This is a genomic window from Budvicia aquatica DSM 5075 = ATCC 35567 (genome assembly GCF_000427805.1).
GTDB classification, from domain to species: Bacteria; Pseudomonadota; Gammaproteobacteria; order Enterobacterales; family Enterobacteriaceae; genus Budvicia; species Budvicia aquatica.
In genome coordinates this window covers 118,288-133,202 of the sequence record NZ_KE386592.1, presented here as the reverse complement: position 1 = coordinate 133,202, position 14,915 = coordinate 118,288, and the positions used below count along the sequence as shown (strand labels likewise).

Sequence of the window (14,915 nt, the reverse complement as noted above, 5' to 3'; positions counted from 1 at the left end):
ATTAGACAAAATAGATTCATTACATTGATTTTACTTATTTTATAACTTTAAAAAATAATTAACGGTGAGATTTTTACTTACAAAAAACAGACAAAATAATTTTACTGGCTATTTTCTTTTTATAAAAACACGGATCCGATTCTTTGGAGGTAGGTTATTTATTACCACTCTTAACCGTGGCTGAAAAACCATTTTAGGCTATTTCATATTCAGAAAATGAGAGCCTGCTCTAAGGAGTTAACATGGTTCTATTTACTCGATAAAGCTAAAAATCACCGAACACAAACCGAACACAAGTATAAGTAAGCAACTGTAATTTCATCGAAATACTTAAAAATTTTTAAATCGAAATTGTTAGAGGAAATCCACATTACCTACAGATGTGAATACCTAAGACACCGAAATATAACATTGCAAATCAGGAGATAACTATGTTTGGTCGAACTCGAAAAACGCTGGTTGCCGGGACTATTGCACTAACGCTTGGCCTATCAAGCTTTAGCGTCATGTCGGCAGGATTTCAACCGGCCCCGCCGGCTGGAAACCTAGGTTCAGTTATTGTTGACCCATACGGAAACGCGCCCCTCACTGCATTAGTGGGGCTGAATGGACATAAAATCTCTGACGTAAAAGTCACGGTGCATGGCAAAGGCGATAAAGGTGTTCCGGTAAGTTACCTTGTCGGTATTGAGTCCCTTAAAAACTACGACGGTATACCTATCTTTGGCCTCTATCAAAAACACGATAATAAAGTGACCGTTGAATATAAAGAAAACGGCAAACAGCTAAAAGATGAGTACCTGGTCAAAACCTCCGCTATCGCTAATAAATATATGGATAACCGCTCACTGAGCGATCTGCAAACAACCCAGGTTGTTAAAGTTGCCCCCGGATTTGAAGACCGTCTCTATTTAGTCAATACCCATACGTTTACCGGACAGGGTTCCGACCTGCACTGGCACGGCGAGAAAGATAAAAATGCCGGAATTCTAGACGCAGGCCCGGCCGGAGGAGCACTTCCTTTTGACGTTGCACCTTATACATTTATTGTCGATACCGAAGGTGAATACCGTTGGTGGCTGGATCAAGATGCCCTGTATAACGGCTTTGACGTGGATGTTAATAAACGCGGCTATTTAATGGGGATTCGTGAAACGCCGCGCGGTACCTTTACTGCCGTTCAAGGCCAGCACTGGTATGAATTCGATATGATGGGCCAGATTTTAGTCAATCATAAGCTACCGCGCGGATTTCTGGATGCCTCTCATGAGTCAGTGGAAACATCGAAAGGTACAATGCTGCTGCGAGTAGGAAAACGTAACTATACCCGCGATGACGGCCTGCACGTTCATACCATTCGTGACCATATCATTGAGGTCGATAAATCCGGCCGAGTACTTGACGTATGGGATCTTAATATCATTCTCGACCCACTACGCGATAGCCTATTAGGTGCATTAGATGCCGGAGCGGTATGCGTCAACGTCGATCTGGCTCATGCAGGACAACAGGCGAAGCTTGAGCCTGACACGCCATACGGAGATGCGTTAGGCGTTGGACCGGGCCGTAACTGGGCGCACGTCAACTCGATTGCTTACGACGGCAAAGATGACTCAATCATTCTCTCTTCACGCCATCAGGGCGTGGTCAAAATAGGCCGAGATAAAGAAGTTAAATGGATTTTAGCGCCGTCAAAAGGCTGGAATGAAAAGCTGGCGAAGAAAGTGCTAAAACCGGTTGATACCAATGGTAAGGCGCTGAGCTGTAATGAAAATGGTCAATGTGAAAATACCGATTTCGACTTCACTTACACTCAGCACACCGCCTGGCTATCAAGTAAAGGCACGCTAACCGTTCTTGATAACGGTGACGGCCGCTATTTAGAGCAACCGGCTCTGCCAACCATGAAATATACCCGTTATGTCGAGTATAAGATCGATGAGAAAAACATGACTGTCCAGCAGTTGTGGGAGTACGGCAAAGAGCGTGGTTACGACTGGTATAGCCCGATCACATCGGTTGTTGAATACCAAAAAGACCGCGACACCATGTTTGGTTTTGGTGGCTCGATTCATCTGTTTGACGTTGGGCAACCGACTGTCGGTAAGCTAAACGAGATCGACTATAAGACCAAAGAAGTTAAAGTCGAAATCGATATTCTGTCAGATAAAGCCAATCAGCCACATTACCGCGCGGTGCTCATTCGCCCTCAGAACCTGTTTAAGTAATCGCCATATTACTGACATTAAATATGTCAACGCGGTTCAGGTAGCCCCTCAGCCTGAACCGCATAATAAAAAAATATTAACATCTTGAAGGAACTGATATGAACGCTAAATGGTTTAAAAACTTACTTAACCTGATGATGGGCTCAACGCTGCTGGCAACCTCACTAATGGCTTCTGCTTTTACTGAAGGCACTGACTATATGGTTCTGGAAAAGCCCATTCCTAACGCAGAAAAAACCCTGATTAAAGTTTTCAGCTATGACTGCCCGTTTTGCTATAAGTACGATAAATCCGTAACCGGTCCGGTAGTTGAAAAAGTCAAAGGCATCGTTACATTCGAGCCTTATCATTTAGAAACTAAAGGCAAATACGGTAAGTTAGCCAGTGAACTGTTCGCCATTCTGATACTTAAAGATCAAGCCGCTGGCGTTCCTCTTATTGACGAAAAATCACTGTTTAAAAAGGCGAAATTTGCTTATTACAATGCTTATCACGACAAAAAAGAGCGTTGGGATGGCGGGGCTGACGATTTCCTTAAAACGGGTCTCGACGCCGTTGGCATGACTAAAGCACAGTTTGATGAAGCGGTGAAAGATCCCAAAGTTCAAGCCATATATGAGCAATGGAAAGCCAGCTACGACGTAGCAAAAATTCAAGGCGTTCCGGCCTACGTAGTTAACGGCAAATATCTTATTTATACCAAAAACATCAAGTCTATCGATTCATTGGCTGACTTAGTTAAAGAGCTGGCTGGCAAATAAAGGTGGCACATGATGGGCTTATTTAACAGACTCTGGAAAGACTTACGCACCACTCCGGTTGATACACTGGTCAGATGGCAAGAGCAGCGTTTTCTATGGCTGTTGATGGCATTTGTTATGGGAGGACTCATCATCCTCGCGCACTCATTCTTCCAAATCTATCTTTATATGGCTCCCTGCGAACAGTGTGTTTATATTCGCTACGCTATGTTTGTGATGGTCATTGGCGGGCTGATTGCGGCAATTAATCCCAAAAATATCATATTGAAATTGATCGGCTGTATCTCTGCATTTTACGGCTCAATAATCGGAATAGGCTACTCGATTAAACTTAACGGGATACATCATGCCGTACACAATCCAGACCCCGATTCGCTGTTTGGCGTGCAGGGATGCTCTACCGATCCAACCTTTCCGTTTAATCTGCCGCTGGCTGAGTGGTCACCTGAATGGTTTAAGCCAACGGGAGATTGTGGTTACGATGCCCCTATCGTTCCGGACAGCGTAACGCTGAGTAGCTTTCAACAGTGGTTTGTCGATTTATATGTACAGTCAGAGGGATGGTATTTAATTCCGGCATGGAAGTTTATGAATATGGCTCAGGCCTGCTTCTTAGCGTTTGCGGTATGCCTTGCTATTTTAATCGTTATGACCATTGCCTGGGGAATAAAACTCTCCAGAGGCCGCCACTAATTGGCTAGTATCAGGTGCTAGTCCTGGATAGTGAACAACAAAAAGGCGGATAAGATATCCGCCTTTTTTATACGCTAATGTCACTCAGTTTATTACTTTACTACCCGTAACGCCGGGCGACCACGCGGCGGTTGAGGAGGTTCGTCATCACCATTATCATCAGAAGGTTCCGCAGCTTCAACTTCTTCTGACGAAACTAAATGAATAGATGACTCATGCTTATCTGCCGCCTCGTCATCCGGTGATTCAACAAAATCTTCATCCCTGTCCAGATAATCTGACTCAGGCTCAAACATGGTGCCAGAACCGTTTTCTCGGGCGTAAATGGCCATAACCGCCGCCATAGGGACTTGAACCTGACGAGGAATACCTGCGAAGCGAGCACTAAAGCGAACTTCATCATTACCCAGTTCAAGATTACCCACGGCGTGAGGGGCGATGTTTAAAATAATCTGACCATCACGAGCAAATTCCATCGGGACCGAAATACCCGGAACCGAAACATCAACAACAAGATGAGGCGTTAACTGGTTATCAAGTAACCAGTCATAGAAAGCACGTAACAGATAGGGGCGACGCGGTGTCATTTGCGTAGGCTCCATCAGCCTTAGCCTCTCATGTGCAGGCGCATTTCACGCTCAGTTTCAGTCAGTGATGCCAGGAATGCTTCACGCTCAAACACGCGATTCATATAAAGCTTAAGCTCTTTAGAACCGGCACCTGAAAGCTCAATGCCCATTTGCGGCAAGCGCCATAACAGTGGAGCTAAGTAGCAATCAACCAGGCTGAACTCTTCACTCATAAAGTAAGGCGCTTCATTGAATACCGGAGCAACGGCTAACAGCTCTTCACGTAGTTGTTTACGTGCAGCTTCTGCATCCTGTGAGTTACCCGTCAGGATGGTATTCAACAGTGAATACCAATCTTGTTCGATACGGTGCATCATCAGACGGCTAGTTCCGCGAGCAACTGGATAAACCGGCATTAATGGAGGATGAGGAAAACGCTCATCTAAATACTCCATAATAATGTGGGATTTGTATAGCGTCAGTTCACGGTCAACCAGTGTCGGTACGGAACCATAAGGATTCAGATCAACTAAATCCTGAGGCAGGTTATCCATGTCGACCTGTTCAATCTCGACGCTCACACCTTTCTCAGCCAAAACAATACGAACCTGATGACTAAAAATGTCAGTTGGGCCGGAAAATAGCGTCATGACCGAACGTTTATTGGCAGCGACAGCCATGAAAACCTCCAAGTTTATCTAAATAATGACCAATGATGGGAGATCGTCAACAGTAGCGACCTACCTTAATTTTTTTACTTGCCACAATGAATTACCAGAACAGTCTGATTTAATATTTGAATCGATAAAACATAAGAAGCGCCCGCTAGTCTAGCAGATTTTAGCCATCTTGTTCAGGGGGTGTTGACGATTTATTCAACTATTATGATTCAACAACTATCATTGTATAAATTATAAGCACTCTAGCTAATTCTTTGTGACATAAAAAAACCCGGTATAAACCGGGTTTTTGACATTAACGTGTTGCCAAAAAGGCAATAAATTAACGCTTGGAGAACTGAGGACGACGACGTGCTTTACGCAGGCCGACTTTCTTACGTTCAACTTTACGCGCATCACGAGTAACAAATCCTGCTTTACGCAGTTCTGCACGAAGTGATTCGTCGTATTCCATCAGCGCACGTGTAATACCGTGACGGATAGCACCAGCTTGACCAGAAATACCACCACCTTTAACAGTGATGTACAGGTCAAATTTACCAACCATGTCGACTAGTTCTAACGGCTGACGAACTACCATGCGGGCAGTTTCACGACCGAAGTACTGATCCAGACTACGCTGGTTAATAACGATGTTACCGCTACCCGGCTTAATAAAGACGCGTGCGGAAGAGCTTTTGCGGCGACCAGTGCCGTAGTATTGATTCTCTGCCATTGCCTATAATCCCGATTAAATGTCCAGAACTTGCGGTTGCTGTGCCGCATGGTTGTGCTCAGTACCTGCGTAAACCTTCAGTTTACGATACATTGCACGACCCAGCGGGCCCTTAGGCAACATGCCTTTTACCGCGATCTCAATCACGCGCTCAGGGTGGCGGGCAATCATCTCTTCAAAGGTCGCTTGTTTGATACCACCGACAAAACCGGTGTGATGGTAATAAATCTTGTCAGAACGCTTGTTGCCGGTTACAGCAACTTTTTCTGCGTTCAGAACGATGATGTAATCACCAGTATCAACGTGCGGAGTATATTCCGCTTTATGCTTGCCGCGCAGGCGACGAGCCAGTTCAGTAGCGAGGCGGCCCAGCGTTTTGCCAGTCGCATCTACAACATACCAGTCACGTTTTACTGTTTCTGGCTTAGCTGAAAAAGTTTTCATTTAAATAACTTACCCAATCTAAAGTTACACGTTGGCGAACACCAAAACGTTAAGAAACATTATTGAGGCTCACACGACCATCGAGTCCAGCAAACCTACCCCTTCGAGCAGTCAATGCCGGCACCATAAAGTTTTTGGGAAAAAAACTTTGTTGTAACGTGGGGTCGCAAGATTATAGGGAAGTCGGCCTCAAAGATCGACCTGTTTTTGCAGCTAAAACCATTTATTAACGATTTAGCTCAAGAGATAAGCGCTTACCCTGAATTCTAGGGGCAATTCACCTATAAATAGGAAGAAAACCAGTCAAACTATCAATAATCACCAAGGCTAACACAAAACGTTCAACCACTCTTGATATAAAAAATACGCCCGAGAACTTAAATATGCTCTCGGGCGCATCGCTGTATCACAGAGAGAATTATCCTAAATGCTTAGATAATACCCATGCTGATTAACATCTCCCACCAGCCGAGGCCGATAGTCATATGAACGAACAGGCTTAGGAAGGCCATAACCCCTCCGATAATCCACCAAGAGCGGATATCGTTATAACCGGCACCGAACACGATTGGAGCTGCAGCACCACCATAATGGGTTAATGCACCGCCGTAGGAGTTCGAGAACAGTAAGCCTAATGCCAACAGCATAGGAGGTGCACCAGCGACTAGGCCAACGGTAGCAAACACCGGCACCATTGCAGCAACGTATGCACCGCCGGAAGCAAACAGATAACGAATTGCCACGCTGATAAACATAATCACAAACAGCGCAACCATTGCGTGGTCACCGAAGGATAAGTTGTCACCGAGAACGATCGCTAACCACTTGAAGAACCCTGCTTTGGTCAGTACACCGGACATACCGATAATACCGCCGTACCAAATCAGAGTATTCCAGCCGCCTTTGTTCTTCAGGACGTCGTCCCAAGTCACAACGCCAAGCACCAATGTTACAGCCATAACGCAAATAGCAACGGTTGATGCATCAATATTAAGGAAATCAGCGCCAACCCAGCCTAACAGGGCCAAACAGAAAATCACACCAAGTAGCTTCTCGCGCAATGTCATCGGTCCAAGCGCTTTCAGACCTTCAACGGCAATCTTTTTATTATCAACCTTCTTTAACTCCGGCGGATACATTTTATAGATAATGTACGGAGTCAGTGCCAACATAATCAGTCCTGGTACTGCGGCAGCCAATGCCCAGCCGGCCCAACTGATCTGAATATTTAAGATCTTCGACATCATCTCAAGCGCTAACGCATTCGGCGCCATTGCCGTCAGGAACATATAGCTGGTAGTTTTAGTTACCATATATATGTTAACCATTAAATAATGGCCTGCTTTACGCGGACTTTCGTTTGGATCTGAACCTAAAGCCACTGAAACACTGTTAATGATGGGGAAAACAATACCACCAGCACGTGCGGTATTTGACGGCGTTGCCGGCGCAATTAATAAATCCAGAATGGCCGTTACATAACCTAAACCGAGCGTAGTATTACCCAATTTGCCAATCAGAATGTAAGAAATACGTTTTCCTAATCCGGTAATAACAAAGGCAGCACTTAAGGTAAACGCGGCAAATACTAACCATGTTGTACCAGAAGAATAACCTTTAAGTACTTCAGAAACCTTTATTGCATCACCACCAAAATTACCAATCACAACGGCAGACGCTGCTATTGTGCCTAATAATATAACCGGCTCGGAATAAGGTTTTAACACTAAACCAACAATAGCCGACAAATATAAACCGAATAATAGCCAAGCTATCTGCGGTAATCCTGCCGGTGTTGGAATTAATGCTACTATTATCGGAATTGCTAATAATAGTAACAATTTCAACATCTTATCTTTACTCATTACTTACATTCTCCTTAAGACAAAAACAGAATGGCGTCAATGCTTATCATTCAGATATAAGCATTAAAATTCGGTATAAAAATTATTCCAGCACCAGATATATTTATATTTTATGTTTGTGGCATCCAGTTAAATAGACTCAGTTATCTATCTCTAGTGATTTCAGATAATGCACCCAATAAATATATAATTATGTGATGTAGGATGAATAGAAATTATAAATTTAATGTTTTTTATTATTCTTTTAAACCTTATTAGCCAATAGCCAATTAATTGATAAAAAAAGGGTGCTTACCAAGGTTTTAATAAGCACCAAAAAAAGCTCAGCCATTACTTTAAATATAAAGCAACGTCATCTCTGATAAAAACTAGCATTATTTTTAACATTAAAATTTATAACGGTGATGAAAAATAAGAAACCTATTTCTTAATTAAGCTCAACATTCCCTTTCATCAGCACTCTGGCCGTACGATAAACCGTCCCGTTCTCGACCTGAATATCACCGTCATGGATATTCACTTTAGCGCCAACCGACAGAACCCCACTACAGTGACCAATATTTAACTCGTCTTTCTCGGCGGCATGCCCAACAACTTCATTAACTAAGGTTCCCGGAATCTTGGCCGCAACCCCAATGCAAATGCCGCCAGTGATAGCTAACACCGGATGTAACTTACCCATAGATAACATTCTTGCCTGTAAATCAATATCCTGCTTAGCCACCTTCTCTCCGGGAAGGCTAATATAATCATCAGCAGGCGAAATAAAACAAAACTTAGGTACCGCCTGGCTATTTATTTTTGCATCTTCCCTATTTTTAGCCAGACCGATAAGCACGGCTGCCGCCTCTCTGATGGCTAACATATGGTTGAGTAGTTCTGCATTACCATCGATATCCTTTGGCATTTCTTGCCCGGTGATTCCGAGGTCTGCCGCCCTGACAAATACCAGCGGGTTAGCGGCATCGACGATAGATACTTCAACGGTTCCGTATCCCGGTACCGCAATTAAATCTTTTACATTGCCGGTCGGTAATAACTTTCCGGTAACGGCTCCCCCCGGAGACAGGAAGTCTAACCGTATTCTGGCACCGGTTCCCGGAACGCCTGAAATTGAAAAATCGCCGTTATAAACAACCTTTCCGTTTTTTACCGGAACGTGAGACACAATGGTTTTATTGGTATTGGTATTAAAGATTCTAACTTGAGTAACCGGCTCTGTAATTTCATCAACCAGGCCGGCTTCTATGGCGAACGGTCCGACGGCTGAAGAGATATTGCCGCAGTTACCTTTGCGATCAACCTGATTAGCTGACACATCAACCTGACAAAAAGTGTAATTAATACCGTTCACTTCGTTCGAACGTTTACCAACAATCATCGCCTTACTGGTTGTTGAAGTTCCCCCGCCCATCCCATTAATCTGACGGCCTGTCGGGTCATCGCTACCATATACGCGGCATAAAATATTGTTCTGTTCAACAATACTCTCGGGAAGGTCAGACTCAATAAAGCTACCTGCCTTACTGGTTCCGCCACGCATCCAAAAACACGGAATACTTTGCATGATGAATACCTATATCAATAGTTAATTAACATTCTTATGTTGGCCTTCAGGTAATTGAGCCAAAAACCAAGTAACAATTAATAGGTCAGCGCTGCCACCCGGGCTTAAATTAAGCCCGATACACTGGCGATCAAGCGCCTGTAGCTTTGTGATGTAGTCCGACTGAAACACACCGCCAGCGGTTAAAAACTTTTGGGCGCTTTCCTGTAACCAAATCAATCCCTCAATGCCGCCACGCGAGGCAACATTGGTATCGCCATTTACCGCCATTAAACTTAATAGCGCTTGAAGTAAGGCCCGATCTTGGGAAATTCCCTGCGCAATCAACCGTTGATAAACCGGTAATGACACCTGCAAAACAGACTGAAAACCCGACTCGGCTTCCCCTCTTGCGCCAGAAAGACCAAACTCACGGAATAATCGCTGGCCAGCGGTCTGCCCTTGGTTATTAGCTTCCAGCTCGCGCGCGACTAAACCCCGGCTTATTGCGGCAACTTCCCGGCAAACGGCCTGCTGGGTAACTGCTTTTTGACTAGAGACCAAACGCCCAATCGCCGTCGCCACAAGGCCTAAAGAGAAAACCGTGCCTTTATGGGTATTTACGCCTGATGTGGCCTTATACATAGAGGCTTCACAGGCCAGACCTAGCGGGCGAATTCCATACAGAATATCGCTGGCAGGTTGTAAATGTGTGGTCATACCGTATTCAATAAAATAAGGAATCCAGATGCTTATCGCTTCAGAGCTGCGATAAAAATCCGTCAGGTCCATATCTTTATGAGCTCCGCTATTGTGCGTATCCACTAAACCGGGCTTCGGAGTCAGGTTCACTTCATTCAGCATGGCATTCTTAGCCAGTCGGGCATAACGAGTGACCCATGGCAGCCGGTGTATTTCTAACCTGAATGTGGCGCTATCAGAATCAAATGATGTCAGCATGATTAAACAAAGCCTCCATTGCATCATGTAGCGCCTGAATAGAATGCGTCCGCTGACGGGCACAAATTCGGGCATCCAGATCGCAGATAAAACATTTACGTGACGGCATGCCAATATCTCTGCGGGAAATAATGCCCTGTTCACCGATAACATCGATGTCCCACAGTCGGCCCAATGCATTATTTTGCTCAAGAACGACACAAGCTTGTTTAACTACCTGCGCCGGTTGCCGGATAGCTAATAACCCTTCCGGCCCGGTCGGTAAATTAAACACTTCGCTACTTTCAATTGCCCAGCCTTGCTGATGACAAAGTTGATTGATCTCACTCCAGGCCTGATTAAACGCTTTGCGAGACAAGACGCTGTCTTTAACTTCCCCCGGAACCACCATCGTCAAAGAAATAATCGTTGATTGATGATTGGCTCGCCAAAGGTGCTGACGCTGCTGTCGGGATTCCCTGCTAAAAAGAATCTCGTGCAGCGTCACTTTATGATTGGTAGCCCGTTCCGGGGGAAGCAGCATAATGTTTTTACTCTTTTATCTGATTAACCACGTCGATGACCGAACCATCACGATAGCGAACGACAGCAACCACGCGGTCAGTGAACTCGATAGGTTTAGGCTTTCCGGTTAACACCAGCGCACGTTGGTATAAGTCGTCGATACTGACAACCTTAACGCCAGCGTTTTGTAGTCTTTCAGCCAGCTCTGGTCGGGCCGGGTTAACGGCAATACCATGGTCGGTAACTAAAATATCGATACTGGTTCCCGGCGTGACTAAGGTTGTGACATTCTCAACAATCGTCGGGATCCGACCTCTGACTAGCGGTGCAACGATGATGGATAATTTAGAAGCCGCAGCGGTATCACAGTGACCACCGGATGCACCACGCAATACGCCATCAGAACCGGTTAATACGTTGATATTGAACTGAGTATCAATCTCTAATGCGCTCAGAATAACCACATCCAGATGATCGACCGATGCCCCTTTAGAGCTAAAGTTGGCATATTGGTTAGCACTGATTTCGATATGATTAGGGTTGCGCGCCAGAGATGCAGCAGCTCCGCTATCAAAGCTCTGAACATCGAGTAATTTGTCGATCAATCCCTTCTCATGCAGATCAACCATTGCCGTTGTAATGCCACCCAGAGCAAATCCGGCGGTAATATTTTTACTGCGCATTTTACTTTCAAGAAAACGAGTCACCGCCAAAGAGGCGCCACCGGTCCCGGTTTGCAAAGAGAAACCCTGCTTGAAATAGCCTGAATGGACAATAACCTCGGCAGCGCGTCTGGCAATTAACAGCTCGCGTGGGTTGGTTGTCATTCGGGTAGCATCAGCGCCAATCTTGGCGGCATCACCAACCCGGTCTACCTGAACAATTAAATCGACCTGATCCTGAGAAATACTGATCGGATTATGAGGATATGGGCGGAGCTCTTCCGTCAGCATGACCACATTTTTAGCGTACTCAGCGTCGACCTTGGCATAGCCTAATGAACCACAGCAGGCTTTGCCGGTGAATCCGTTAGCATTACCGAACTCATCGCAGCAAGGAACCCCTAAGAAAGCCACATCAATCGACAGTTCACCAGACTCAACCAGATTAACCCGACCGCCGTGAGAGTGAACCTGCACCGGCTGTTTGAGCAGACCACGTGATATTGCTTCCGCTAAAGGGCCGCGTAAACCCGAGGTATAAATATTGGTCACTACGCCGTTACGAATATGCTCAATTAACGGGGTATGGCAATCAGCGAGTGAGCTCGAAGCCAGCGTTAAGTTTTTGAACCCCATCTGCGCAATCTGCGCCATCACTAAGTTGACGGTCAAATCACCGCCGCGGAAAGCATGGTGAAACGAGATAGTCATACCGTCTTGCAAACCTGAGCGGCGGATAGCATCTTCCAGTGAAGAACAGAGCTTTTTATCCCGAGGTTTTTTAGACTGGAGATTAGCCTTAGAAGTATCTTTATAAGGTGTTAATACCAAAGATTTCTGTTGAGATTCACCTTCGTTCTCTTCACCGATGTTTTGGATACTATTACATAAATTTAATACACGTTTTTGACGAGCCATCGTATTTACCTCACCCTTTTATTCTTCACGAATGCCGGAAAGCGCAGCGCGCTGCAATACCAGACGAGCACGTTCAATAATCGGGCCGTCAATCATTTTTCCGTTGAGAGAAACTACGCCTAAACCTTCAAGCGCCGCAGCTTCAGCAGCCTCAATCACGCGTTGGGCGTGCTCAAGCTCTTTACTGGTTGGTGCATAAAGGTTGTGGAGAAGCTCTATCTGGCGAGGATTTATCAGGGACTTACCGTCAAAACCTAACTGTTTAATATGTGCGGCTTCATTTAAAAAGCCTTGCTCATTGTTTGCATCTGAATAGACGGTATCAAAAGCAGCAATCCCCGCGGCGCGAGCGGCCTGAAGAATTGAACAACGGGCAAACAGCAATTCAATGCCTTCGGGAGAACGTTCGGTACGTAAGTTACGGACATAGTCCTCAGCGCCGAGAGCAATACCAATTAAACGAGGAGATGAGCGAGCAATATCGACCGCATTATTAATACCTTCAGCGGACTCAATTGCGGCTAACATGCCGGTACTTCCGACTTCACGACCACATTCAGCTTCAATACGTGCGATATGTTTCTCCATATCGATCACATCCTGAGCACTATCGGTTTTAGGTAACCGAACAATATCAACGCCAGCGCGAACAACGGCTTCAAGGTCGTTAATACCAAATTCTGAATCCAGCGCATTAACCCGAACGATGGTTTCTATGGTCTGATACATCGGATGCTGTAGTGCATGAAAAACTAACAGACGCGCTGCATCTTTCTCTCTCAGTGCAACTGAATCTTCAAGATCAAACATGATTGCATCAGCAGAGTAGATAAAAGAGTTACTGACCATGGCGGCATTCGCCCCGGGAACAAATAACATGCTGCGGCGTACCCGCTGCTTGAGTTCAACATTCATTTCAATGCCCCCCAAGGTAATTCTTTACTGTCACTTGCTCTGAGCAACACGGTTTGCAAGCGGGCACGTAAAATGCACTCCAAAGCCCCCTTATCATCGATAATCAGCTGAACACCGGTTACACCCAATTGCGCTAACGTATCGAAAACAGTCTGGCGAATTGCATCACCAAACTGCTTTTCTACGCTGCTGTTCAGCTGTAAATCGATTTCAGAACCATCTAGCGGGGCTATCCGTATCATGACATCGCTTGATTCAAGCGTGCCGGCAACGGCTTCTTTGATAATTTTCATAGTTCACCTACAGTAATTACAGATTCTTCTGAGGGTAAAGACGCACTCTTCTGACGTATATTAGGGTTAGATATCAGATAGTTGTACGTACAGTCCGGCACCAGATGGGAAATAACGTCCATCTGCTTCTTGGCTAGTAGCCGGCGTACCCATGAGGCTGAAATAGCGGTTCCTTCATACTGGGTCCGTTCTATTTCAACCAATTCAATCGGTGGGAAAGCTAATTCGGGGGTGCTCAGCCAATACTGCATATCTTCATTGTATTTACTGGTCACTTCGCAAAAAGGTTCATTACCCACAAAACGATGGGTAACGCCTAATGCCGGCGCCAAATATTGGCGGAATATTTTTAGATCAATCTCGGTATAACAGTTATCAGCAATACCCTGATCTTTAATGAAATAACATGGGAATGTCGCACGGGAGATCATATATTCAGACCCCGGGTGCACCGTTAAGTTATGAATACCTGAGGTTCCTTCAGTAACCAGTCGTAAGCGGTCTACATAAGGGAATGTTGAGGTATTTTCCTTGACCAGAAACAGGTGTAGCCAGTCACACTGTGCCGCTGCCTGTTGCACCAAAAACTGATGCCCTAAAGTAAAGGGATTCGCATTCATCACAATACAACCAATCTTAGCGCCAGCCTGACGGCTCTTCGATAATTGCTCGCTATAACGGCGTAATCGACAACTGCTGTTTTCCATCAAAACAACAATTCCGGGAACAGAGGCTATTGGAAAAAAACCACACTGGCGGAACAAAACTTCATTCTGAGTTTTGGTATAAATAAATAGATGGGTATGGTGATTTTCATAAGCCAAATTGACAAGTTCAGTTGCTAATGAAAGTGCAATTCCTTCTCCCCTCACATTTTCATTAATCGCAACACACTTAATAATGTTGTCGGCAATGCCACCACAGGCAATTATTTGATTATCTCGCGTGACGGTAATAAAAATTTCTACCGAGGTATCAATATTCAGATCGTTCTTACGAAGAAACTTCGTAATTTCAGCTATCTTCTTATAGTCCGAGCGTTTTACCTGACTGAATATTGTTGAGTTATACATATTTCATTCTCTATGCGTATTCTATGTAAAAAGAAAATACTCTGTCACCCCAATTCAAACGGGGGGTAATTAGAAAATATCAATTAACT

14 protein-coding genes and 1 pseudogene are annotated in these 14,915 nt (G+C 45.0%); 3 read left to right on the top strand and 12 right to left on the bottom strand.

Going from position 1 to position 14,915, the window contains the following annotated elements; genetic code table 11:
* Nucleotides 1–431 precede the first annotated feature (431 nt).
* From YWE_RS0126055 to dsbI, 3 genes are all read left to right on the top strand, one after another.
* Entirely contained in the window at nucleotides 432–2,228 is a 1,797-nt protein-coding gene (locus YWE_RS0126055; protein ID WP_029097069.1) for an aryl-sulfate sulfotransferase, read from the top strand.
* A gap of 98 nt (nucleotides 2,229–2,326) precedes the next feature.
* On the top strand, nucleotides 2,327–2,989 hold the full coding sequence (locus tag YWE_RS0126050; protein WP_029097068.1) for a thiol:disulfide interchange protein DsbA/DsbL: 663 nt from the start codon (nucleotides 2,327–2,329) through the stop codon (nucleotides 2,987–2,989).
* A gap of 12 nt (nucleotides 2,990–3,001) precedes the next feature.
* Nucleotides 3,002–3,682, top strand: a complete 681-nt coding sequence (gene dsbI / locus YWE_RS0126045) for a protein-disulfide oxidoreductase DsbI (RefSeq protein ID WP_029097067.1) — start codon at nucleotides 3,002–3,004, stop codon at nucleotides 3,680–3,682.
* Nucleotides 3,683–3,774: 92 nt separating this feature from the next.
* Here dsbI and sspB read toward each other — a convergent pair whose 3' ends face one another.
* The 12 genes and pseudogenes from sspB to citC form a co-directional block, all read right to left on the bottom strand.
* Nucleotides 3,775–4,269 carry a ClpXP protease specificity-enhancing factor gene (sspB, locus tag YWE_RS0126040; RefSeq protein WP_428829313.1) on the bottom strand — a complete coding sequence of 165 codons (495 nt, stop codon included), beginning with the start codon at nucleotides 4,267–4,269 and terminating at the stop codon, nucleotides 3,775–3,777.
* A 20-nt stretch (nucleotides 4,270–4,289) separates the two neighbouring features.
* Nucleotides 4,290–4,931, bottom strand: a complete 642-nt coding sequence (gene sspA / locus YWE_RS0126035; RefSeq protein ID WP_029097065.1) for a stringent starvation protein SspA — start codon at nucleotides 4,929–4,931, stop codon at nucleotides 4,290–4,292.
* A 322-nt stretch (nucleotides 4,932–5,253) separates the two neighbouring features.
* Nucleotides 5,254–5,646, bottom strand: a complete 393-nt coding sequence (rpsI, locus tag YWE_RS0126030) for a 30S ribosomal protein S9 (protein WP_029097064.1) — start codon at nucleotides 5,644–5,646, stop codon at nucleotides 5,254–5,256.
* 15 nt (nucleotides 5,647–5,661) lie between these two features.
* On the bottom strand, nucleotides 5,662–6,090 hold the full coding sequence (gene rplM / locus YWE_RS0126025; RefSeq protein ID WP_029097063.1) for a 50S ribosomal protein L13: 429 nt from the start codon (nucleotides 6,088–6,090) through the stop codon (nucleotides 5,662–5,664).
* 431 nt (nucleotides 6,091–6,521) lie between these two features.
* Nucleotides 6,522–7,955, bottom strand: coding sequence for an anion permease (locus YWE_RS0126020; RefSeq protein WP_029097062.1), 1,434 nt, complete (start codon nucleotides 7,953–7,955; stop codon nucleotides 6,522–6,524).
* Nucleotides 7,956–8,382: 427 nt separating this feature from the next.
* A complete protein-coding gene (locus YWE_RS0126015) occupies nucleotides 8,383–9,522 on the bottom strand; it encodes a 2-methylaconitate cis-trans isomerase PrpF family protein (protein WP_036017184.1) in 1,140 nt (379 codons plus the stop codon).
* Nucleotides 9,523–9,543: 21 nt separating this feature from the next.
* The gene (gene citG / locus YWE_RS0126010; protein ID WP_099044303.1) at nucleotides 9,544–10,461 is read right to left on the bottom strand and encodes a triphosphoribosyl-dephospho-CoA synthase CitG; all 918 of its coding nucleotides are present in this window, start codon (nucleotides 10,459–10,461) and stop codon (nucleotides 9,544–9,546) included.
* Nucleotides 10,445–10,984, bottom strand: a complete 540-nt coding sequence (citX, locus tag YWE_RS0126005; protein WP_036017181.1) for a citrate lyase holo-[acyl-carrier protein] synthase — start codon at nucleotides 10,982–10,984, stop codon at nucleotides 10,445–10,447. Before citX ends, citG begins: the two co-directional genes overlap by 17 nt.
* A 7-nt stretch (nucleotides 10,985–10,991) precedes the next feature.
* Nucleotides 10,992–12,452, bottom strand: a pseudogene (gene citF / locus YWE_RS0126000) (citrate lyase subunit alpha); the annotation flags it as partial.
* Nucleotides 12,453–12,563: 111 nt separating this feature from the next.
* A complete protein-coding gene (gene citE, locus YWE_RS0125995) occupies nucleotides 12,564–13,460 on the bottom strand; it encodes a citrate (pro-3S)-lyase subunit beta (protein WP_029097057.1) in 897 nt (298 codons plus the stop codon).
* A complete protein-coding gene (gene citD, locus YWE_RS0125990) occupies nucleotides 13,457–13,753 on the bottom strand; it encodes a citrate lyase acyl carrier protein (RefSeq protein ID WP_029097056.1) in 297 nt (98 codons plus the stop codon). The genes citE and citD overlap by 4 nt, the downstream gene beginning before the upstream one ends.
* Nucleotides 13,750–14,826, bottom strand: coding sequence for a [citrate (pro-3S)-lyase] ligase (citC, locus tag YWE_RS0125985; protein ID WP_029097055.1), 1,077 nt, complete (start codon nucleotides 14,824–14,826; stop codon nucleotides 13,750–13,752). The genes citD and citC overlap by 4 nt, the downstream gene beginning before the upstream one ends.
* Between the last annotated feature and the right edge of the window lie 89 nt (nucleotides 14,827–14,915).

Excerpts from the sequence above, each read along its gene's own strand:
- citD (WP_029097056.1), bottom strand. The coding sequence starts at position 13,753 with ATGAAAATTATCAAAGAAGCCGTTGCCGGCACGCTTGAATCAAGCGAT.
- citG (WP_099044303.1), bottom strand. The coding sequence starts at position 10,461 with ATGCTGACATCATTTGATTCTGATAGCGCCACATTCAGGTTAGAAATA.
- citX (WP_036017181.1), bottom strand. The coding sequence starts at position 10,984 with ATGCTGCTTCCCCCGGAACGGGCTACCAATCATAAAGTGACGCTGCAC.
- citE (WP_029097057.1), bottom strand. The coding sequence starts at position 13,460 with ATGAATGTTGAACTCAAGCAGCGGGTACGCCGCAGCATGTTATTTGTT.
- citC (WP_029097055.1), bottom strand. The coding sequence starts at position 14,826 with ATGTATAACTCAACAATATTCAGTCAGGTAAAACGCTCGGACTATAAG.
- YWE_RS0126020 (WP_029097062.1), bottom strand. The coding sequence starts at position 7,955 with ATGAGTAAAGATAAGATGTTGAAATTGTTACTATTATTAGCAATTCCG.
- dsbI (WP_029097067.1), top strand. The coding sequence starts at position 3,002 with ATGGGCTTATTTAACAGACTCTGGAAAGACTTACGCACCACTCCGGTT.
- YWE_RS0126055 (WP_029097069.1), top strand. The coding sequence starts at position 432 with ATGTTTGGTCGAACTCGAAAAACGCTGGTTGCCGGGACTATTGCACTA.
- sspA (WP_029097065.1), bottom strand. The coding sequence starts at position 4,931 with ATGGCTGTCGCTGCCAATAAACGTTCGGTCATGACGCTATTTTCCGGC.
- YWE_RS0126015 (WP_036017184.1), bottom strand. The coding sequence starts at position 9,522 with ATGCAAAGTATTCCGTGTTTTTGGATGCGTGGCGGAACCAGTAAGGCA.
- YWE_RS0126050 (WP_029097068.1), top strand. The coding sequence starts at position 2,327 with ATGAACGCTAAATGGTTTAAAAACTTACTTAACCTGATGATGGGCTCA.
- sspB (WP_428829313.1), bottom strand. The coding sequence starts at position 4,269 with ATGACACCGCGTCGCCCCTATCTGTTACGTGCTTTCTATGACTGGTTA.
- rplM (WP_029097063.1), bottom strand. The coding sequence starts at position 6,090 with ATGAAAACTTTTTCAGCTAAGCCAGAAACAGTAAAACGTGACTGGTAT.
- rpsI (WP_029097064.1), bottom strand. The coding sequence starts at position 5,646 with ATGGCAGAGAATCAATACTACGGCACTGGTCGCCGCAAAAGCTCTTCC.